The organism is Mycobacterium sp. Aquia_213 (assembly GCF_026625985.1).
Lineage (GTDB): Bacteria > Actinomycetota > Actinomycetes > Mycobacteriales > Mycobacteriaceae > Mycobacterium.
This window is the reverse complement of sequence record NZ_CP113116.1, coordinates 5,265,937-5,285,406: the sequence shown is the minus strand read 5'-3', so window position 1 is coordinate 5,285,406 and position 19,470 is coordinate 5,265,937. Positions and strand designations below refer to the sequence as shown.

Genomic DNA, 19,470 nt, shown 5'->3' with positions numbered 1-19,470 from the left:
CTTGAGGGTTCGCGGCGTGATTCAATATTCGCCGAAACATGCCCCGATGTAAGTCAAGTCATTAGAGCAACCGGGAATTCGGCGGAAGGGTCCAGGGGAAGCGATATGGACAGCGCCATGGCGCGGGCAAATCGATCGGGGGACGATGCTGAGATCGCCGATGGGCTGACCCGACGCGAACACGACATCCTGGCCTTCGAGCGTCAGTGGTGGAAATTCGCCGGTGTCAAAGAAGACGCGATCAAAGAACTGTTCTCGATGTCGGCAACGCGGTACTACCAAGTGCTCAACGCGCTAGTGGATCGGCCCGAGGCGCTGGCGGCCGATCCGATGCTGGTGAAGCGGCTGCGGCGGTTGCGCGCCAGCCGTCAGAAGGCGCGTGCCGCGCGGCGCCTCGGCTTCGAGGTGACCTGACTAGCTACAGTAGGGCTCGATGAAAGAGCGCGTGCCCGACTCCACGGGGCTCCCACTGCGGGCCATGGTGATGGTGCTGTTGTTTCTGGGCGTCATCTTTTTGCTGCTCGGGTGGCAGGCACTGAGCTCCTCTGGCAAGTCCGATGACGACTCGGCCTCGGCGGCCTCGAGTGCCACCAGCTCCAGCAGTTCCGCGTCGACCTCGGCCAGCCCGAAGCCCGCGGCCACCGACGCCGACGTCCACGTGTTCAACATCTCGGGCAAAGAAGGTGTCGCCGGGCACACCGCGGACCAACTCAAGGCCGGCGGCTTCAAGGTCATCGACGTCGGGAACCTGTCGCTACCCGAAGTGACGGTCACGACCGTGTACTTCACCGACGCCGACGGTGAGCACGCCACCGCGGACGCGGTCGGCAAAAACCTGGGCGTGCCCGTCGAACCGCGCCTCCCCGCCCTGAGCGGAGAACCACCCGGCGTAATCGTGTTGGTCGCGGGCTGACTCCGAGTCGTGAGCCGGGTTAGGCTTCCGCTATGCCTACGCTTGCCGGTCACCGCAATGTCGTTGTCACCATCTCCGCACTGTCCGCGGCCACGAGTATCGCTTTGCTGAGTGGGTGTTCCTCGCCCCAGCACGCGTCGTCGGTCCCGGGCACCACGCCGGCCATCTGGACGGGTTCACCCGCGCCATCGGGAACCGCGGGAGGCGAGGGCGAGGGCAAGGGCAAGCCGAGCATCACCACCCACTTGCGGGCACCCGACGGCACCCAGGTCGCGACCGCGACGTTCGACTTCAGCAACGGCTACGCGACGATCACGATCGCGACGACCGGCGTGGGTCTGATCACGCCCGGCTTCCACGGGGTGCATATCCACAAAGTCGGTAAGTGCGAGGCCAATTCGGTTGGCCCCACCGGCGGTGCCCCCGGCGACTTCCTTTCCGCTGGCGGCCACTTCCAGGCGCCCGGTCACTCCAACGAACCCGCCAGTGGGGACCTCACCTCGCTGGAGGTTCGCAAGGACGGTTCCGGGACGTTGATGACCACCACGGACGCCTTCGCGCTGGACGACCTGTTGACGGGTGAAAAGACCGCGATCATCATTCACGCGGGCGCGGACAACTTCGCCAACATCCCGCCGGAGCGCTACAGCCAGACCAATGGGACGCCGGGTCCGGATGCGATGACGATGAGCACTGGTGACGCCGGCAAGCGAGTGGCGTGCGGTGTCATTGGTACCGGCTAACAGGCCCTCTAAAAAGGGCGATGCGCATATCGATTTCGCCCGGTCGCCGCGGCCGACCCTCGGCGTGGAGTGGGAGTTCGCGCTCGTCGACGCGCGGACGCGTGACCTGAGCAACGAAGCTACCTCCGTCATCGCCGAGATCGGCGAAAACCCGCGCGTGCACAAGGAATTGCTGCGCAACACCGTCGAGGTGGTCAGCGGTATCTGCGACTGCACCGGGCAGGCGATCGAAGACCTGCGCGAAACCTTGGGCCCCGCACGCAAAATCGTCCGGGCCCGCGGCATGGAGTTGTTCTGCGCCGGCGCACACCCGTTCGCGCAGTGGAGCACCCAGCAGCTCACCGATGCGCCCCGCTACGCCGAGCTGATCAAGCGCACCCAATGGTGGGGACGGCAGATGCTGATCTGGGGTGTGCACGTGCACGTCGGGATCTCCTCGGCGCACAAGGTGATGCCGATCATGACCTCACTGCTGCGGTACTACCCGCATCTGCTGGCGCTGTCGGCGTCCTCACCGTGGTGGACCGGCGTGGACACCGGGTACGCCAGCAACCGGGCCATGATGTTCCAGCAGTTGCCGACCGCCGGGTTGCCGTTCCAGTTTCAGACCTGGCCGGAATTCGAAGGGTTCGTCTACGACCAGAAGAAGACCGGCATCATCGACCATGTCGACGAAGTCCGTTGGGATATAAGGCCTTCGCCGCATCTGGGCACAATCGAGGTGCGGGTCTGCGACGGCGTGTCCAACCTGCGTGAGCTGAGCGCGCTGGTCGCGCTGACGCACTGCCTGGTGGTCGAACTGGATCGCCGGCTGGAAGCCGACGAGTCGTTGCCGACCATGCCGCCGTGGCACAACCAGGAGAACAAGTGGCGCGCGGCGCGCTACGGGCTGGACGCGGTGATCATCCAGGACGCCGACAGCAACGAGCGCCTGGTCACCGACGACCTCGCCGATCTGCTCACCCGGTTGGAGCCGGTTGCCAAGTCGCTGCACTGCAGCGACGAACTCGCGGCGGTGGAGGAGATCTGGCGTCACGGTGCGTCCTATCAGCGGCAGCGGCGGGTGGCCGAAGAGCACGACGGCGATCTGCGCGCGGTCGTCGATGCGTTGGTGGGCGAGCTGGAGATCTGATGGAACTGGCGATGTTTCCGCTGGAGTCGGCGTTTCTGCCGAACCAGGATCTGCCGTTGCGCATCTTCGAGCCTCGCTACGTCGCGTTGGTGCGGCATTGCGTCGACACCGGCGAACCCTTCGGCGTGGTGCTGATCTCGCGCGGGCGCGAGGTCGGTGGCGGCGACGCGCGCTGCGATGTCGGTGTCCTGTGCGCGATCGACGAATGCGTCGAGCAGGGAGCGGACCGATACTCGCTGCGCTGCCGGACCGGCGAGCGGATTCGGGTGCACGAGTGGCTGCCCGACGATCCCTACCCGCGCGCCTCGGTGCGGCCGTGGCCCGATGAGGCGGGGGATACGGTCACCGAGGCGCAGCTTGTCGACGTCGAAGACCGGATGATGGCCTTGTTCGAGCGGATCGCGGAAGCGCGCGGCGCCACGCTGCCCGAGCGCGAGGTGCTACTCGGCCCGGGCGAAGCCGACGCGGGACGACGGCTGTACACGTTGGCCTCGCGTATCCCGATTGGTGCGGCCGACCGCTACGCCGTGCTCTCGGCGCCCTCGGCCGCCGACCGGCTCGCGGTGCTGGGTGAGGCGGTCGACGCGATCGCCGAAATGGTGGAGTTCCAGTTGTCGGAATAGCGGTGTGCTTTCCTATAGGGAATCTGATTGCGCGACTGGACGGTTGAGTGAAAGTACATCTGCAAGTCAACGGGTCGCCGACCGGTGCGTCGGCAAGTGCGGCCGAGATCGCCGAGACGGGCGCCGATGGTCTGTTCACGTTCGAGGGTCAGCACGATGTGTTCTTCCCGCTGATCATCGCGGCCAACGAGACCAGCCTGGACTTGATGACCAACGTCGCGATCGCCGCGCCGCGCAGTCCGCTGCACATGGCGCACGCCGCCTACGATTTGCAGGTCTTCAGCGGCGGCAGATTCCGGCTCGGGCTGGGCTCGCAGATCAAGGTCCACATCGAAAAGCGTTACGGCAGCACGTGGGTGCGCCCGGCGGCGCGGATGGCCGAAACCGTCGCGGCGATCAAGGCGATCTTCGCGGCGTGGGAAGGCCAGTCCCCGCTGAACTTTCGCGGTGAGTTCTTCACCCACACCCTGATGGCACCCAACTTCAACCCGGGCCCCAACCCGTTCGGGCCGCCGCCGGTGCTGATGGGCGCACTGGGCCCGATCATGACGCGCACCGCGGCCGAAGTCGCCGACGGCCTGCTGGTGATGCCGTTCAACAGCGCCCGCCATTTCGCCGAACGCACCGTCCCCGCGATCGATGAGGGACTGCGCCGGTCGGATCGAAAGGCCAACGATTTTCCGGTGATCGCCCAGGCCATGGTCGCGGTCGGCAGCAACGAGAAAGACTTGGCCACCGCCGTCAACGGCGTCGCTTCGCTGATCGCGTTCTACGGCTCGACCCCGGCCTACCTGCCGGTGCTCGAGGTCGAGGGCTGGGCGGATGTCCAGCCGGAACTCAATGCGCTGTCCAAGCAGGGCCGCTTCGCCGAGATGCGCGCCCTGATCACCGACGACATGGTGGCCCGGATCGGGATCGCCGGAACTCCCGAGCAGTGTGCCCAGCAGATCGCCGAGCGCTTCGGCGATCGCGTCGACGAAGTGTGTTGCTATTTCCCGGGTTACACGCCGCCGAGCGCGGACCTCGCCGGACTGATCGGCGCGTTGCACCGGACCCCAGCGCGGCGATGAGCACCGATCTGGTGGTCGAGGTCGACGCGGGCGTGGCGGTGCTCACGCTCAACCGGCCCGAGCACCTCAACGCCTATACGGGAGAGATGGGCGCGTTGTTGAGCCGAGCGTACCGGGAGTGCGACGAGGACGACGAGGTCCGGGCCATCGTGGTCACCGGGGCCGGCCGGGCCTTTTGCGCCGGCGCCGATTTCTCCGGCGGCGCAACGCCGTTCGACAGCCCCCAAGACTTTGCCGGGTTTTCCGCGTCGCCCATCGATCCGCCGGCGTTCGAATTGCGCAAACCGGTGATCGCTGCCGTCAACGGGCATGCCATCGGCATCGGGCTGACGATCGCGCTGCAGGCCGACATCCGCATCCTCGCCGAAGACGCCAAATACGGTGTGGTGCAAGTGCGCCGGGGAGTGATCCCCGATTGCATGGCGCACTGGACCCTGGCGCACCTGACCAATCTCGGTGTGGCGGCCGAGGTGTTGCTGACCGGGCGCACGTTCGACGGGCCCGAGGCCGTGGCGTTCGGCATCGCGAATCGGGCACTTCCCGCCGCAGAGGTGCTCGGCACCGCGCTGGAGATGGCGCGCGACATCGCGGTCAACGTGGCGCCGATGTCGGCGGCGTTGTCCAAGCGGTTGTTGTGGGACACCGCAATTCACGGCTACACGCCAGCTCAGGTCGCCTTGCTGGAGACGCAGTTGCACCACCGGGTGATGGGCACTCCCGACGCGAGCGAAGGCGTCGCCGCGTTCGTCGAGCGCAGGGCCCCGCGGTTCGGCTCGCGGGTGTCGCGGGACTGGAAGGCCCTGCCGGAGCCGTGAGTACCCGCGTCGACGTCATACGCCGGCGCAAATCTTCTCGGAGAGCAGCCAGAATTCGGCGGCGCGCTGTCCGTCACTCGCGTACGGGGCGACGTTTTCGCTGATTCCGCAGCCTTCCAGGTACAGCGCGCCGCGGTCGGCCAGATCGGGGCTCACCGCGGCCCACACCTGGGTGGCCGCACCCTGCTCGGGAGTGGAGAAGTCGAGACGGCCGTCGCTGGTCTCGCCGCGCAGTGCGCTGTTGTCCACGACGAGCTTGCGAAGGTTAGAGAAGTCCGCGCGCGACATGTATCGCGCCAGCGAGGTGGCGACGGTGCCGGGATGCACGGCGTAGGCGCGAATCCCCAAGTGGCACAACCGTCGATCGGCTTCGATCGCGTGCAGGATGTTCGCCGTCTTGGCGGCGCCGTACGCCACGAACTTGTCGTAGTCGCGACGCTCCCAGTTCGGATCGCTGAAGTCGACGTCACCCATCACGTGACCCCCGGAAGACAGGATCACCACCCGGGCCCCTTGCGCGGCGGTCAGCTGCGGGACCAGCAACCGGGTCAGCTCGAAGTGCCCGAAATGGTTTGTCCCGATCTGTAATTCGAACCCGTCCTGGGTGCGGCCGAACGGGGTGAACATGACGCCGGCGTTGTTCATCAGCACATGCACCGCCGGCGCGATGTCGCTGATCGCCTTCGCCGCCGCGCGAACGCTGGATAGCACGGTGAGGTCGAGCTCGACGGCGGAGGCCGTCGCGTCCGGTACTTCGGCCCGCACCCACTGGACGGTTTCGGCCAGGGCATCCCGGTTGCGGGCGGCCAGGATCACGTGGGCGCCCGCGGCGGCCAGCGCCCGCGTCGACTCCCGGCCCAGACCCGACGAGGCGCCGGTGATCACACATGCCTTGCCGGACAGGTCGATTCCGTCGACGACCTGCAGCGCGGTCCGACGTTCGCTCATCTCCGCGTGTCCCGCAACTGCGGTTTGAGTGACTCAGGATAGATGTCGATTGTCTGAGTGTAGCCAGTTTGCGCGTCATCTCGATGCTGTCGTCGTGCCCCCGAAAGCGGACGCCCAAGGCCTGGCGTCGCAGCCAACGGCAAAATCATGGTCGTCGGCACTCCGGAGTGTTACTCTGCGTCGGCATGGGAATGCGCGAAAGCATTTTGGACTCGGCTCTGCAGTGTTTTACCGAGGACGGGTACGAGCGGACCACAGTCGCGCGGATTCGAGAGCGCTGTGGCGTATCCAACGGTGCTCTTTTTCATCACTTTTCGTCGAAAGACGCGATCGCGGGTGCGCTTTACGTCGGGGCGATGCAATCGGTTCAGGACGGCTTCTGGAATGTGATTCGGCAAAACCCGGCGACGTTGCGGGAGGCCATCGGCGGCGTGGTCCGCCAACTGATGGGTTGGATTGAGGACAACCCGGACCGTGCGCGTTTCCTTTATGGCCGAGGCCACCTCGACTGGACCACCGAGGCCGGTGGGCAGCTGCAAGACTTGAACCGCGGCCTGACCGAGACCTACCAAAACTGGTTGGCGCCCTTCATCGCCCGTGGTGAGGCAAAGGACTTTCCGATGCCAGTGGTGATCGCGATCGTGACCGGGCCGGTGCACGCCATCGCCCAGCGCTGGCTGGCCGGCCAACTGCCGAACCCGCTGCTGCATTATGCCGACGATTTGATCGATGCGGCCGTTGCCGGCATGAGCGGCGTCCCGACCAAGCGTCCGCGGCGACAGCAACCGCCGGCCCAGGGCCGAGTTCGTATCCAGCTGCTGGGCAGCGAGGGTTCGGTCATCGCGGAAGGTGACGCGGTTGCCGAACTGACACCGGTGCCGCCCGCGCGCTGATCAGCTGGAGAGTAAAACTCCGGAGTGTTACTCTGCACCCATGCTGGAAATTCCGACGGCGCGTGAATTACTCGAACTCTCCCCGGTCCACACCCGGCTGCGTGCGCAAGCGCGCGATGTTGCGGCGCGGTGCGCGGACCGGGCGGGCGAGATCCGACAGCATCTGCTGGATCGCCATGAGATGCACCCGCAATTGTGGGCCAGCTTCTGCGAGCACGGCTGGCCCGGATTGGTGCTACCCGCCGAATATGGTGGGGCCGAGGGCGGGCTGCTCGGCATGAGTCTTGTCCTCGAGGCATTCGCCGAACGCGGGATCGTGCTGTGGATGCCGGTGCTGTCCTCGGCGATCGCGCATGCGATCGCCGAGGCCGGTCCGCAGTCGGCTAGTCGGCAGTGGTGTACCCGGGTTGCCCGTGGACAGACGCTGCTTGCCCTGGCCGCAACCGAGTCACACAGCGGCCACAACATTTTCCGCACCAGGACCGAGATCCATCGCGACGGGGACCATTTCGTGGTCAATGGCGTCAAGCAGATCACGTCCGGCCTGGACGCGGTGGATCGCGTGCTGGTGTTCGGCCGTGCGGCGTCCGGCGATGCATCGAAGGGCCACACAATGGTCCTGGTGGACCCGAACTCGCCCGGGGTGACGATCCGCGAGCTGCCGATGCGCTATCGCGAAGGCGTCCGGCAATATCAGCTCGAACTCGACGGTGTCATCGTTGCGGCGGACGGCCTGATCGGCACCGAGGGCAACGGCCTGGCCGCCATGTGGCCGTTCACCGCGGTGGAACGCGTCCTGACCGCCGCACTATGCCTGGGGAGCGCGGCATACGCCCTGACGTCCGCGATCGGCCGTGCGCGGGAACGTGTCATCTCGGGCAGCGCGCCGATCGGCGCCAACCAGGCGATCGCGCACCCGTTGGCCAACCTGCACGCCCGGCTCGCGGCGGTTCGGCTGTTCGTGTACCGGACCGCCTCGCGGTTCGACGCGGGTGTGGACGCGTATGCCGTTGCGGGCGAGGCGAATATGGCGAAGGTGCTCACCGCCGATCTCGCGTTCGACAGCCACGACCACACCATGCAGGTGATGGGGGTCGATGCATGGGATGAGCGCCAGGGCTGGATCGACAACTACCTCGATGCCCGGCTTTCGCGATCCGGCCCGGTCAGCAACGAGTTCGCCCTTAATTTCATCGCCGAACATGTCCTGGGTCTGCCGGCACACACGTAACGGATTCGGTCGCATGCCGTGGATTGACGACGCGGACGGTGGCGATCACCGCGGCCATGAAGAACAAGGCCGCGGCGATCTGCAGCAACCGCGCGAAACTGACATCGGTGAGCCTGCCCGCCGCGATCAATCCCACGGACGCCACGGCGGTCAGCGCCGACGTCCGGCCCACCGCGTTTTGGACGGCCGCCGCGATTCCGCTGCGGGCCGCGTCGACCGAAGACAGGTTCAGGGCGCCCAACGGCGTGGTGGTGAGTAGCAGTCCGATGGCCAGCACCGTCGTCCCGGGCAGCAGATGCGTGACGATGTTGAATCCGTGACCGGGCCGGATCAGCAGCAGCCCCAGTCCGGCCAGGATCGGGCCCGTCGTCAGGAAAACCCGCGGTCCGATTCGGGCGGCCAAAGCGCCGACGCGCCTGGCGAACAGAAACGACAGGACGGGGTTGGGCAGGGTGGCCAAGGCCGCGACCGTCGCGCAGTAGCCCGCGACCTCCTGGGTGTAGAGCGCGACGGCGAGGGAGGCCATGGCGATGGCGCCGTAGACGAATGCGGTGACCAAGTTGGCGGCGGCGAAGTTATGGACCGCGAACAGCCGCAGCGGTATCAGCGGGTGCGCGGCGCGCCGTTGCCAACTCACGAACGCCGGCACTGCCGCGATCCCAACGATCAGCGTCGCGACGATGCGCTCGGACCATCCGTGCTGTCCGGCCTCGATCAGCGCATCCACGGTGGCGGCCAACCCGATCGCGGCCAACACCGCCCCGCGGACGTCGAGGGGGGCGCGCTCGGTCGGCCGGGGAACGGGGCGCAGCCAAAACGTCAATGCGAAACCGATGACGATCGGTACGGCCGACAACGCATAGATCCAGCGCCAGCTCAGCAGGTCCACCGCCAACCCGCCCAGCAGCGGGCCGATCGCGAACGCGGTACCGGTCCACCCGGTCCACGTTCCGATGGCTTTGTGGCGGTCCGCGGGGGCGAACGTGGAATTGATCATTGCCAGCGACCCGGGCACCAAAAACGCCGCACCCAGACCCTGGACGACGCGCCCGGAGATCAGCATCACCGGCGAGGCCGCGGTGGCCGCCACCACCGAGCCGCAGCCGAAGGCCGCCAGCCCGAAACGCATCACCGGCACGCGACCGAACAGGTCGGAGATGGAACCGCCCGGCAAGATGGCGGCCGCCATGGCCAGCAGGTAGCCGTCGACGACCCACTGCTGCAAGCACAGTCCTCCGCCGAGGTCGCGCTGGGTGGCCGGCAGCGCCAGATTCACCACGGTGCTGTCGAGGAAGGCGACCATCGACACCATGACGGCCACCACCATGACGCGGCTGGTGGGCGCCGTCTGACGCAATTTCGCCAGCAATCCGGCCCGGGGTGCGGGGCGCCCGATCCCGGGAGATGGTTGCGTCGCGATCATGTTGGCCTCGCGGGGCGGTCGCTCATCTCCGAGTCCTCCTCGAGGCCGCCGCAACGTATTGGGCCGGCAACCTCATCAGGATGGTGTATGCGAAGTGGTTACGCGCCAGCGCGCCAAAACGTTCAGACGGAACTCATATGACCACCGGTCGGCGTGGGCCGGGATGGACGACGCGCTCCATCAGCCGCGGTGCCACGACCCGATGCAGCGGGCCGATCACGGCCCACACCATGCCGGCGGCTCTGCGGTGGTAGTGCACGCGGGTGGTGAGCGTGGCGCGCCGACCGTCCAGGCGTCGCAGCGTCAGCTCGCCGCGCATCAGCGGGCCGCCCGTCGTCAGCACGAGCTCGTCGGGATCCGACTGCACGATGCGCCAGCCGATCAGGTGATCGGGCGAGGAGTGCGGGCCCAGGTGAAATCTCAATACGTGGCGATGGATCCACACCACCGCGCCTCCGCCCCGTTCACTGCCGAGCGCGTCACGAAACATCTGCTCGGCAGTGCGCACGTCGCCGTGCGGGATTCCGACCTCGAAGACATCCGTGTAGTCGGACGCGGTCTGGCCGATCCCGGTCTGCTCGGTAAGTGCCGCGGCCGCAATGCGTTTCAGCGTCCGGCGGGTCACCACCCGGTGCGCGCCGGTGCCGATGACCAGGGCGCGATAGATCGTTCCGTGCACACCCGGGAAGGCCGCCCAGGTGGTCGCGCGCACCCGGGTGCGGCCCGCGGCGTCGGCGTCCAACTCGAACACCCACCGGTAGATCGCGAACAGGTGGCGGCCCTTCAGCGCGAAGCGTTCCGGTTCGCGTGCTTCGTCGAGCACGAAACCGATTGGCACAGTGGATGGGTCGTGCGGATCGCGACACATCACGCGTAGCAGCGCCGTCCACGTTTCTGCGCGATTCGCGTCGACAGTTATGGCATGCTCATCGATATAGGGTAATCGTTCCATATAGAAGGAATGTACTAGATCATGGCACCTCCGCGGAAGCATGAAACCGATGTGATCCTCGACGCAGCCCGTGCGCTGGTGCTCGAGGGCGGACCACGCGCGGCCAGTGTCGCGGCGATCGCGAAATCCAGCGGTGCGCCGGCCGGCACGCTGTATCACCGCTTCGGCAACCGCGACGGCATCCTGGCGGCGGCGTGGCTGCGCGCGCTGGAGCGCTTCCAGTCCCGGGCGATGGCGGCCGCGGAGGCCGATGCGGCGGATTCGCCGGCCGACACCGCGGTCGCGATGGCCGTCGCGGCGATCAGCTTCGCGCGCGAACTCCCCGACGATGCTCGGCTGTTGCTGACCATCCGTCCGGGTGACCTGTTCGACGAAGCGCCCGACGCGCAATTCCAGCAGACGGTGGGCGCGATGAACGCGCCGCTGACCGAGCGGGTCGGCGTACTGGCACGAAAGCTTTACGGGCGCAAAGATTCCCGATCCGTCGATGCCGTCGTTCGCGCGATCGTCGACCTGCCTTATGCGGTCGTTCGGCGCCACGCACGCGACGAGCCGATGCCGTCCTGGCTGGAGGCCGATGTCGCGGCCTCGGTGCGTGCGGTGCTAGCGAGCTTTGGCGAACGCGCGTAGCGACTCCACCTGAACGGGATCCAGCGAGGGCCGCACGGTGTTGCGGGCCGCCTCGAGGTCGGCGGCGGTCACGTCGGCGGCGTCGATGGAGCGCCGCATCGCGGTGAGCGCGGCCTCGCGCAGCAGGGCCACGCAGTCGGCCGCGCTGAACCCGTCGAGTTCGGCGGCGATGTCGTCGAGATTGACATCCGCGCTCAGCGGGATGGATTTCGCCGCGGTCCGCAGGATTTCGCGGCGGGCGGCCGCGTCGGGCGGCTCGACGAATACCCGCCGCTCCAGGCGGCCCGGGCGCAGCAGCGCGGGATCGATCAGGTCGGGCCGGTTGGTGGCGCCCAGCACCACGACGTCACGCAGCGGGTCGATGCCGTCGAGCTCGGTCAGCAACGCGGCCACCACCCGATCGGTCACGCCCGAGTCGAAGCTCTGCCCACGCCGTGGCGCCAGCGCGTCCACCTCGTCAAGGAACACCAGCGACGGCGCCGAATCCCGTGCGCGCCGGAACAACTCGCGGACGGCCTTCTCCGAGGCGCCCACCCATTTGTCCATCAGCTCGGAGCCCTTGACCGCATGCACACTCAGCTGCCCGGTGCTGGCCAGCGCGCGGACCACAAAGGTCTTGCCGCAGCCGGGCGGCCCGTAGAGCAGCACTCCGCGTGGCGGGTCGACGCCGAGACGCGCGAAGGTGTCGGGATGCTGCAGCGGCCACAGCACCGCTTCGGTCAGCGCCTGCTTGGCTTCGATCATGTCGCCGACGTCGTTGAGCGTCAGGTTTCCGACGGTCAGCTCCTCGCTGGCCGAGCGCGACAGCGGCCGGATGACCGACAGCGCGCCGACCAGATCTTCCTGGTTCAGCTTGGGTGGCTGGCCGTCGGCGCTGGCGCGCGAGGCCGCCCGCAGCGCCGCCTCCCGCACCAGCGCGGCCAGGTCGGCGGCGACGAAACCCGGTGTACGGCCGGCGATTTCATCGAGTTCTAGCTCGCTGGTGGGAACGGATTTCAGCATCGTCTCCAACAGCGCCTTGCGGGTCGCGCCGTCGGGCAGTGTCAAGCCGAGTTCCCGGTCGCACAGCTCGGGGGAGCGCAGCCGTGGGTCGAGCTGGTCGGGTAGCGCGGAGGTGGCGATCAACGCCACGCCGTCGGTGGCCACCGCGGTGCGCAGCTCGGCGAGGATCAGGGCGGCCACCGGCTCGGCGGTCGCCGGCAGCAGCGCGTCGGCATCGGTGATCAGCAGTACGCCGCCGCCATCGCGAATCGCGGTCACCGCGGCGGCCACCGTCTTGAGCCGGTCTTCGGCCGCCAGCGCGCCCACCTCCGGGCCGTCGAGTTCGACCAGCCTGCGGCCCGCACACACCGCGAGCACCATCGTCGTCTTGCCGACTCCGGCCGGACCCGACACCAGCACACCCAAATTCGTGGTGGCGCCAAGGCTTTTCAGCAGGTGCGGTTCATCGAGGGCCAGCTTGAGCCATTCGCTGAGCTTGCCGGCCTGCACCTGGGAACCCTTGAGATCGTCGACGTGGATGGCGGGATCCGCGACGGCCACGGGTTCCGGCCGAGGTGCTCTCGCGCCCACCCGGACCCCGTCGCCCCAGGAGACCAACGAGTTCGGCTGCACGCTCACCGGTCCCTCGGGATCCACGCCGGTGACCGTCAGCAGCTCCGAGGTCCAGCTGATCCCGACCGACGACGTCAGCGCCCGGCTTGCGGCCGATGTCGAGGTGCCGGGGCCGAGGTCGCGGGGCAGCAGTGACACCGCGTCGCCCACGGTCATCACCTTGCCGAGCAGCGCCTGCCGCAGGGTGGCCGAGGTAATCGATTGAATGGCAAGCGAAGAGCCGTTCAGCGTGACCGACCGCGCGCCGTACACCGTGACCGCGCTGACGATCACCGCGGTGCCTTCGCGCAGCCCGGCGTTGGACAGTGTCACGTCATCGAGCAGCACCGTGCTCACCGGGATGGTCGCCTCGGCCAGTCCCGCCACCGCCGCGGTGGTTCGCGAGCCGGTCAGCGATACGGCATCCCATTCCCGGATACCAAGGGCGGCAACGGCATTCGGATGCATTCTGATGACGCCGCGGCGCGAGTCGACGGCTGAGGTGTTCAGCCGGGCGGTCAGCGTCAGCTGTCCGGACCCCGCGCGGGGATCCGTCATGGCAATCGTCCACCCGGCTTACGCAGCCCCAGCCGCGCCATCGACCGACCGCCGGTTCGTCCCAGCCGGGCTATGGGTCGCCGGTTGGGCTGCGCGCGGCGGTTGGCACGCCGCACCGCGCGCCGTTGTTCGGGCTTTTCGTCCCACACCTCGGGGTGTGCGGCCAGCCAGCGCTGGTTACGCACCGCGAAGGGGACGTGGCAGAGGTAAGCGATGATGATGACCCAGATTAGGACGTAGGGGGCCAACACCGCCGCCGCTGCGCAGATCGCGAGGATGGCCAGCAGCGGCGCCGCCCAGTTCGGTGGCACCGCCGCCGCATGCATCTTGCGCATCGGGATCTTGCTGATCATCAACATCGACGTCCCGGTGATCCAGATGCAGAGGAAAACCGGGTGCGACCACCAGCCGTCGCCGAACTGCAGCTTGAGCCCCACGAGGCCGATCATCGAGATCGCGCCGGCCGGCGCGGGCATCCCGACGAAGAATTCGTGCGCGTAGGCGGGCCGGGTCCCGTCGTCTTGCAGCGCGTTGAACCGTGCCAGCCGCAACACCACGCAAACCGCGTACAGCAGCACCACGATCCAGCCGGCCGGTGACGTCTCCAGCAGCGTCACGTAGAGCACGATGGCCGGGGTCACGCCGAAGTTGACGGCGTCCGCGAGCGAGTCGATCTCCTCACCCATCCGCGACTGCGCGTCCAGGATGCGGGCCACCCGGCCGTCCAGTCCGTCGAGAATGGCCGCGGCGGCGATCAGCGCCATCGCCGCCTTCGGCTGATGCTCGAGGGCGAACTTGATCGAGGTCAGCCCCGCGCAGATGGACAGCACCGTCATCGCACTGGGCAGGATCTGCAGGTTGACCGCGCGGCCGCGGATCTTGTTGGTCATCGCAGCTCGGCCAATACCGTCTCGCCGGCCACCGTGCGCTGCCCGACCGCGACGATCGGCTGGGTGCCCGGCGGGAAGTAGGTGTCCAGCCGGGAGCCGAACCGGATCAGGCCGTAGGTGTCGCCGATCGACAGTTTCTCCCCGACGTGCGCGTTGCACACGATGCGGCGGGCGACCAGTCCGGCGATCTGCACCGCGACCACCTCGGCGCCGTTGTCGGTGCGGATGCGCACGCTGGTGCGCTCGTTCTCGTCGCTCGCCGAGGGCAGGTCGGCCGACCCGAAGCGGCCCGGCCGGTGCTGCACGGCGATCACTTCGCCGCCGACGGGGGCGCGCTGCACGTGGGCGTCCAGGATCGACAGGAAAATGCTGACCCGCGGCAGCGGCGCGTCGCCCATGCTCAGTTCCGCGGGTGGGGCCGCGGAGTCGACCAGGCAGACCACGCCGTCGGCGGGGGCGACGACGACACCGGGCCGGGTGGGCGGCACCCGCGGCGGGTGCCGGAAAAACGCCGCGCAGGCACCGGCGGCCAGCAGGCCGACCCGGCGCGGCCACCGGTGGTTGCGTCCGACCAGGGCGAGGGCCAAGCCGGCGGAGATGAACGGCAGCCCCGCGGGATGAACCGGCGGGACGGTCTCGCGCACCAACTCGAGCATGTGCCGTGGGCTGACCGTCGGGCCCTGGTAGGACAGGCCTTCCTCAGCGGAATGGCGGGGGCGTCGTGCCACCCGCGTCATCTTACGGAGCCCCGGTGGCTTGCTGCTTCGTCCGGGCCAGCAACCGGGAGTGTCTGACTATTAGGTCAGATCCCAGACCTGCAGTTCGGTTCCGGCGGACACTTCCACGACATCTTCGGGGATGTCCAGCAGGCCGTTCGCGGACGCCAGCCACCGCAGGTGGTGCGAGGCCGGCGGGCCGTAGCTGAGCACGCTGCCGTCGGAGATGTCGAGAATCGCGCGCCGGAACTGGCGTTTGCCTCGCGGCGAGGTCAGCGACTCGGCGAGAACCGCGGGCCGGTGCGGGCGGTGCGGATCCGGCAGGGCCATCGCCGTGCGCAGCGCGGGACGGATGAACACCTCGAAGGACACCAGCGCGCTGACCGGGTTGCCGGGCAGTGTGACGATCGTGGTGCCGGCGACGCGGCCGATGCCCTGCGGCATCCCGGGTTGCATTGCCACCTTGACGAATTCGACGCCCTGGTCGCCGTCGCGGCCGAAGGCGTCCTTGACGACTTCGTAGGCGCCGGCGCTGACTCCGCCGCTGGTGATGATCAGGTCGGCGTCGGCCGCATGCCGATCCAGGATCGAACTGAACTGCGCGACATCGTCTTCGGCCGTCGCGACGGCGATCACGTCCGCGCCCGCTTCACGCACGGCCCCGGCCAGCATGATCGAGTTGGACTCGTAGATCTGTCCGGGCTGCAGCGGGGTGCCCGGCGTCACCAGCTCCGTCCCGGTCGAGATCACCAGCACCCGCTGCCGCGGTATCACCGGCAGCTCCGGCAATCCCAGCGCCGCGGCCAGGCCCAGCACCGCCGGGGTCACGACCTGGCCCTTGCGCAGCACGGTGGTGCCCGGCGCCACGTCTTCGCCCGCTCGGCGGATGTGCTTGCCGGGCTCCGAGCGCGCGTGGATCGCCACCGAGTCCACGCCGCCGTCGGTGTTCTCCACTGGCACAACGCCGGTCGCCCCCGCGGGCATCGGCGCGCCGGTCATGATGCGGTGCGCGGTGCCGGGTTGCAGCGTCAACGCGTCAGTGCGCCCGGCCGGTATGTCCGCGGCGACCGGCAGGATCACCGGACTGTCGGGCGTGGCGGCGTAGGTGTCCTCGGCGTGCACCGCGTATCCGTCCATCGCGGAGTTGTCGAACACCGGCAGCGCCAGCTGGGCCACCACGTCGTCGGCCAGGACCAGGCCTTGCGCCTCCGTCAGTGGCACCGTCGCGGCGGGGCGGGCGCTGATCATGGCTGCTACGACGCGCTGGTGTTCCTCGACTGACCGCACCCGGCCATTATCTTCCCTGCCAGATTCCGAAGCCGACGCCGGTGTTGGCAAGCCCGACGTAGAGTCGAGAACGTGATTACCGGGTTGGCCCACACCGGGGTGTGCGTTCCGGATTGTGAGGCCGCGGTGGCCTTCTACCGCGACGTCTTAGGCCTGCGTGTGCTGTCGCCGCCGTACGTGATGGCCGGTAACGCCATTCGCAACGACATGGGTGAACTGGTGGCCGATCCCACCATGAAGGCCGCCATCGTCGGCTTCGGGGACGGCAGCGATCGCGTCCTGGAGGTGATCGAGTACCTCAACGTCGACGGTGGCTCTCCCGACAGCCAGCGTGGTGCCGGCAGAGCGCTGACCGATCACGGGCTCTCGCACGTCGGGCTGATTTGTGAGGATCTCGACGCCACCCGGGCGGAACTCGAGAGCAAGGGAGTCCGATTCCTGGTCAGCGGAATCGCCGACGTCGCGCGAGTGCGCACCACCTGGTTCGCCGATCCGTGGGGCGTGGTGTTCATCCTGGTGGAGAAGAGCCGGCCCGAGCGACCCTACTTCGCGCAATGGGAGTGAAGCCGCGGGTCGGGGTCATCGGCGCCGGCGCCGGCGGCATCGCGATGGGAATCCAGCTCGCCGAGGGCGGCTACGACTTCACCATCTTCGACCGCGCCGACGGATTCGGAGGCACCTGGCGGCACAACACTTTTCCGGGTGCGGCCTGCGATGTGCCGTCGCATCTGTACTCGTATTCGTTCGCGCTGAACCCACGCTGGAGCAAGACCTACGCGAACCAGCCCGAGATCCTGGCCTACCTGGAACGGGTGGCCGACGAGCACGGGCTGGGCCCACACCTGCGGCCCCACACCTCGATCGCCTCGGTGCGCTGGTCGGACAGCGGGCGACGATGGACGCTCGTCACCGACGACGGCGACGAGCACCAGTTCGACGTCGTGGTCAGCGCCGTCGGAATGCTCGATGTGCCCAATGTTCCGGATATCCCTGGGGCGCAGCGGTTTCGGGGCCGGCGATTCCACTCCGCGCGCTGGGACCACAGCAGGTCGACGGCGGGTGAGCGGGTCGCGTCCATCGGCACGGGTGCCAGCGCGATTCAATATGTCCCGGCGATCGCCCCGAAAACCGCTCATCTCACCGTGTTTCAGCGAACACCGATCTGGATCGCGCCCCGATTCGACTTTCCGTTCACCCCGGAACAGCACGCGGAGTTCGAACGCGATCCGGCGGCAGCGCAAAAGCTGCGTGACGAGGCATTCGACGCCTACGAGTCATCCAGTTTCGACGTCGACGCCGACCAGACTCGCGAGGCGACCGAGCTTGCCCGAAGCTACTTGCACCGCAAGATCGCCGACCCCGAACTGCGTGCCAAGCTAACACCGGACTACCCGGCGGGCTGCAAACGGCCGCTGATGTCGCGCGAGTGGTACCCGACGTTCGGGTTGCCCAACGTCAGCCTGGAAACCAACGCGATCGCCGAGATCACCGAACGCGGGGTGCGCACCGCCGACGGCGTCGAGCACCGCGTCGACACCATCGTCTACGGCACCGGCTTCAAAGCCGCCGACTACCTGGCCAGCATCGACGTGTACGGAAGCGGTGGCCGGCAACTGCGCGACGACTGGAGCGACGGCGCGGAAGCCTACCTGGGCACGTTGATCGCCGGGTACCCGAACTTCTTTACGCTCTACGGCCCCAACACCAATGGCGTCAACTCGATCATCTACATCCACGAGGCGCAGACGACTTTCATCCGCCAGATGCTCGACGTGATGGGTGGTCGCCGGGCGCGCACCATCGAGGTGACCCACGACGCGCAGCGGCGCTACAACGACGAGATCCAAACCGCGATGGCGGGCAAGGTCTGGCTGGCCTGCACCAACTACTTTCGCCATCCCAGCGGCAAGGTGGTCACCCAACTGCCCTACAGCGGGCGGACATTCTTCGAGCGCACCCGCACGCTGGTCGAAGACGACTACGAGCTGCGTGCGTAGTTCTCGCTGAACTGTTTGCGCAGCCAGCCGATCATCATCGGCACCACCTCGGGGGCCTTGCTCATCGCGACGTGACCGGTGCCCTCGATCAGGTGTACCTCGGTGTTGGGCCGGCCTTCGAAGACCAGGGTGTCCGATTGCGGGATGAAGTAATCGTCGGCGCCGTTGACGACCAGCATCGCAGAATTAGTCTGCTGGGCAAGAAGATTCGCTCGATTGAGATCGCCCAGACCGACACTGATCTCGTCGAGGCTCGGCGAGTGATCCCAATGCATGGCGTTGCCGACGATGTCGTGCATGCCGTAGGGCAGCTTCTTGAGGTTCTCTGGCTCGAACGACTTGACGACCGGTCCGCCGAGATTGATTGCGGCGTCGACGATCCCGGTCAGCCCCGACATCGCGGCGAAGTTGCCGCCGAACGATGCGCCGAAGTGAGCCACCCTACCGTCGCCGAGTGTCCTTGCGTAGTCTGCGATTCCGTGGATCACCTCGTCGGCGTGCCGGTCGAGCGGGATCGCGGTCTCGCCGGTGCCGGGGTGGTCGAACGCCAGCGTCGATACGCCGGCGTTCATCGTGAACCCGACCCACCACGGGTGGATGTCCATCTTCCAGGTGTCCACCCCACCGCTGGCGATCAGCACCGGCCGCGCCGCGTAGTCGCCGTCGGTGGAGTACAGGTGGACGGGCACCTCGACGGTGCCGCCGCGATAGCCGACGGTGATGATCCGTCGTTCGAAGGTCACCGGGAAATTCTTGGCTGCCAACTGGAATTGCTCGAGCTGATTGCGCAGGGCCTGCACTCGCGCCTGATCGGTCAGGCACGGGAACTTCGCGCAACCATAGAGCAGTGAGGCCATGTGGTGGTCGCCGCGGTAGGCGTATTCGTTGGCCAGCTTGGACCATTCGTAGGTCCAGCCACCCGGCGCGTCGGTCCACATGTCGGTGACGGCTTCGCGGACCCGTTCGATGTCCTCGAGCGGAATACCGAATTTCTCGAACTGGTGCGTGCGGTCCTCGAACATGTCCGCTGCGTCGATGTCGTAGGTGTACATGGGT

The 19,470-nt window shown here is 67.6% G+C and carries 20 protein-coding genes and 1 pseudogene; 13 read left to right on the top strand and 8 right to left on the bottom strand.

Features of this window, described 5'->3' with window-relative positions:
- Positions 1–105 precede the first annotated feature (105 nt).
- Genes LMQ14_RS24690 through LMQ14_RS24660 form a run of 7 tightly spaced genes read left to right on the top strand, consistent with a single transcriptional unit; the run spans position 106 to position 5,296 of the window.
- Positions 106–414, top strand: a complete 309-nt coding sequence (locus LMQ14_RS24690; RefSeq protein ID WP_003873790.1) for a DUF3263 domain-containing protein — start codon at positions 106–108, stop codon at positions 412–414.
- Positions 415–433: 19 nt separating this feature from the next.
- Positions 434–913 (top strand): LytR C-terminal domain-containing protein, encoded by a 480-nt coding sequence (locus LMQ14_RS24685; protein ID WP_267732236.1) that lies wholly within the window; start codon positions 434–436, stop codon positions 911–913.
- A 32-nt stretch (positions 914–945) separates the two neighbouring features.
- Positions 946–1,656 (top strand): superoxide dismutase[Cu-Zn], encoded by a 711-nt coding sequence (sodC, locus tag LMQ14_RS24680; protein WP_267732235.1) that lies wholly within the window; start codon positions 946–948, stop codon positions 1,654–1,656.
- Entirely contained in the window at positions 1,637–2,788 is a 1,152-nt protein-coding gene (locus tag LMQ14_RS24675; RefSeq protein WP_267735665.1) for a glutamate--cysteine ligase, read from the top strand. Before sodC ends, LMQ14_RS24675 begins: the two co-directional genes overlap by 20 nt.
- Positions 2,788–3,411 carry an LON peptidase substrate-binding domain-containing protein gene (locus LMQ14_RS24670; protein ID WP_267732234.1) on the top strand — a complete coding sequence of 208 codons (624 nt, stop codon included), beginning with the start codon at positions 2,788–2,790 and terminating at the stop codon, positions 3,409–3,411. The genes LMQ14_RS24675 and LMQ14_RS24670 overlap by 1 nt, the downstream gene beginning before the upstream one ends.
- A 47-nt stretch (positions 3,412–3,458) precedes the next feature.
- Positions 3,459–4,481, top strand: coding sequence for a TIGR03617 family F420-dependent LLM class oxidoreductase (locus LMQ14_RS24665; RefSeq protein ID WP_267732233.1), 1,023 nt, complete (start codon positions 3,459–3,461; stop codon positions 4,479–4,481).
- On the top strand, positions 4,478–5,296 hold the full coding sequence (locus LMQ14_RS24660; protein WP_267732232.1) for an enoyl-CoA hydratase-related protein: 819 nt from the start codon (positions 4,478–4,480) through the stop codon (positions 5,294–5,296). Before LMQ14_RS24665 ends, LMQ14_RS24660 begins: the two co-directional genes overlap by 4 nt.
- Before the next feature lie 15 nt (positions 5,297–5,311).
- Here the strand turns inward: LMQ14_RS24660 and LMQ14_RS24655 are convergent, their stop codons facing one another.
- The gene (locus tag LMQ14_RS24655) at positions 5,312–6,244 is read right to left on the bottom strand and encodes an SDR family NAD(P)-dependent oxidoreductase (protein ID WP_267732231.1); all 933 of its coding nucleotides are present in this window, start codon (positions 6,242–6,244) and stop codon (positions 5,312–5,314) included.
- Between the two features lie 83 nt (positions 6,245–6,327).
- On the opposite strand from LMQ14_RS24655, the pseudogene LMQ14_RS28205 reads away from it, so the two are divergent.
- The 3 genes and pseudogenes from LMQ14_RS28205 to LMQ14_RS24640 form a co-directional block, all read left to right on the top strand.
- A pseudogene (locus tag LMQ14_RS28205) lies at positions 6,328–6,573 on the top strand (helix-turn-helix domain-containing protein); the annotation flags it as partial.
- A gap of 27 nt (positions 6,574–6,600) precedes the next feature.
- Positions 6,601–7,137 carry a TetR/AcrR family transcriptional regulator gene (locus tag LMQ14_RS24645; protein ID WP_267735739.1) on the top strand — a complete coding sequence of 179 codons (537 nt, stop codon included), beginning with the start codon at positions 6,601–6,603 and terminating at the stop codon, positions 7,135–7,137.
- A 40-nt stretch (positions 7,138–7,177) separates the two neighbouring features.
- Positions 7,178–8,368, top strand: coding sequence for an acyl-CoA dehydrogenase family protein (locus LMQ14_RS24640; RefSeq protein ID WP_267732230.1), 1,191 nt, complete (start codon positions 7,178–7,180; stop codon positions 8,366–8,368).
- Here LMQ14_RS24640 and LMQ14_RS24635 read toward each other — a convergent pair.
- Together LMQ14_RS24635 and LMQ14_RS24630 are read right to left on the bottom strand one after the other, a co-directional pair.
- Entirely contained in the window at positions 8,328–9,791 is a 1,464-nt protein-coding gene (locus LMQ14_RS24635) for an MFS transporter (protein ID WP_267732229.1), read from the bottom strand. The two genes, LMQ14_RS24640 and LMQ14_RS24635, sit on opposite strands and share 41 nt — an antisense overlap.
- 133 nt (positions 9,792–9,924) lie before the next feature.
- Complete coding sequence (locus LMQ14_RS24630; RefSeq protein ID WP_267732228.1) at positions 9,925–10,629, bottom strand: DUF2867 domain-containing protein; 705 nt, start codon at positions 10,627–10,629, stop codon at positions 9,925–9,927.
- A gap of 135 nt (positions 10,630–10,764) precedes the next feature.
- On the opposite strand from LMQ14_RS24630, the gene LMQ14_RS24625 reads away from it, so the two are divergent.
- On the top strand, positions 10,765–11,373 hold the full coding sequence (locus LMQ14_RS24625; protein ID WP_267732227.1) for a TetR/AcrR family transcriptional regulator: 609 nt from the start codon (positions 10,765–10,767) through the stop codon (positions 11,371–11,373).
- Here the strand turns inward: LMQ14_RS24625 and LMQ14_RS24620 are convergent.
- The 4 genes from LMQ14_RS24620 to glp form a co-directional block, all read right to left on the bottom strand.
- Entirely contained in the window at positions 11,347–13,524 is a 2,178-nt protein-coding gene (locus LMQ14_RS24620; RefSeq protein WP_267732226.1) for an AAA family ATPase, read from the bottom strand. The genes LMQ14_RS24625 and LMQ14_RS24620 overlap by 27 nt on opposite strands.
- A complete protein-coding gene (gene pssA / locus LMQ14_RS24615) occupies positions 13,521–14,414 on the bottom strand; it encodes a CDP-diacylglycerol--serine O-phosphatidyltransferase (RefSeq protein WP_267732225.1) in 894 nt (297 codons plus the stop codon). Before pssA ends, LMQ14_RS24620 begins: the two co-directional genes overlap by 4 nt.
- Positions 14,411–15,142, bottom strand: a complete 732-nt coding sequence (locus LMQ14_RS24610; protein ID WP_267732224.1) for a phosphatidylserine decarboxylase — start codon at positions 15,140–15,142, stop codon at positions 14,411–14,413. Before LMQ14_RS24610 ends, pssA begins: the two co-directional genes overlap by 4 nt.
- 69 nt (positions 15,143–15,211) lie before the next feature.
- Entirely contained in the window at positions 15,212–16,417 is a 1,206-nt protein-coding gene (glp, locus tag LMQ14_RS24605; protein WP_267732223.1) for a gephyrin-like molybdotransferase Glp, read from the bottom strand.
- Positions 16,418–16,489: 72 nt separating this feature from the next.
- On the opposite strand from glp, the gene LMQ14_RS24600 reads away from it, so the two are divergent.
- Together LMQ14_RS24600 and LMQ14_RS24595 are read left to right on the top strand one after the other, a co-directional pair.
- Positions 16,490–16,981, top strand: coding sequence for a VOC family protein (locus LMQ14_RS24600; protein WP_267732222.1), 492 nt, complete (start codon positions 16,490–16,492; stop codon positions 16,979–16,981).
- Complete coding sequence (locus tag LMQ14_RS24595; RefSeq protein WP_267732221.1) at positions 16,972–18,414, top strand: flavin-containing monooxygenase; 1,443 nt, start codon at positions 16,972–16,974, stop codon at positions 18,412–18,414. The genes LMQ14_RS24600 and LMQ14_RS24595 overlap by 10 nt, the downstream gene beginning before the upstream one ends.
- Here the strand turns inward: LMQ14_RS24595 and LMQ14_RS24590 are convergent.
- Positions 18,396–19,466, bottom strand: coding sequence for an alpha/beta hydrolase (locus LMQ14_RS24590; RefSeq protein ID WP_267732220.1), 1,071 nt, complete (start codon positions 19,464–19,466; stop codon positions 18,396–18,398). The genes LMQ14_RS24595 and LMQ14_RS24590 overlap by 19 nt on opposite strands.
- Between the last annotated feature and the right edge of the window lie 4 nt (positions 19,467–19,470).

Bases quoted from the DNA above. Each gene is read 5' to 3' on its own strand.
- pssA (WP_267732225.1), bottom strand. From the start codon at position 14,414: ATGACCAACAAGATCCGCGGCCGCGCGGTCAACCTGCAGATCCTGCCC.
- LMQ14_RS24690 (WP_003873790.1), top strand. From the start codon at position 106: ATGGACAGCGCCATGGCGCGGGCAAATCGATCGGGGGACGATGCTGAG.
- LMQ14_RS24660 (WP_267732232.1), top strand. From the start codon at position 4,478: ATGAGCACCGATCTGGTGGTCGAGGTCGACGCGGGCGTGGCGGTGCTC.
- sodC (WP_267732235.1), top strand. From the start codon at position 946: ATGCCTACGCTTGCCGGTCACCGCAATGTCGTTGTCACCATCTCCGCA.
- LMQ14_RS24685 (WP_267732236.1), top strand. From the start codon at position 434: ATGAAAGAGCGCGTGCCCGACTCCACGGGGCTCCCACTGCGGGCCATG.
- LMQ14_RS24645 (WP_267735739.1), top strand. From the start codon at position 6,601: ATGCAATCGGTTCAGGACGGCTTCTGGAATGTGATTCGGCAAAACCCG.
- LMQ14_RS24595 (WP_267732221.1), top strand. From the start codon at position 16,972: ATGGGAGTGAAGCCGCGGGTCGGGGTCATCGGCGCCGGCGCCGGCGGC.
- LMQ14_RS24620 (WP_267732226.1), bottom strand. From the start codon at position 13,524: ATGACGGATCCCCGCGCGGGGTCCGGACAGCTGACGCTGACCGCCCGG.
- LMQ14_RS24640 (WP_267732230.1), top strand. From the start codon at position 7,178: ATGCTGGAAATTCCGACGGCGCGTGAATTACTCGAACTCTCCCCGGTC.
- LMQ14_RS24670 (WP_267732234.1), top strand. From the start codon at position 2,788: ATGGAACTGGCGATGTTTCCGCTGGAGTCGGCGTTTCTGCCGAACCAG.
- LMQ14_RS24625 (WP_267732227.1), top strand. From the start codon at position 10,765: ATGGCACCTCCGCGGAAGCATGAAACCGATGTGATCCTCGACGCAGCC.
- LMQ14_RS24655 (WP_267732231.1), bottom strand. From the start codon at position 6,244: ATGAGCGAACGTCGGACCGCGCTGCAGGTCGTCGACGGAATCGACCTG.
- LMQ14_RS24635 (WP_267732229.1), bottom strand. From the start codon at position 9,791: ATGATCGCGACGCAACCATCTCCCGGGATCGGGCGCCCCGCACCCCGG.
- LMQ14_RS24590 (WP_267732220.1), bottom strand. From the start codon at position 19,466: ATGTACACCTACGACATCGACGCAGCGGACATGTTCGAGGACCGCACG.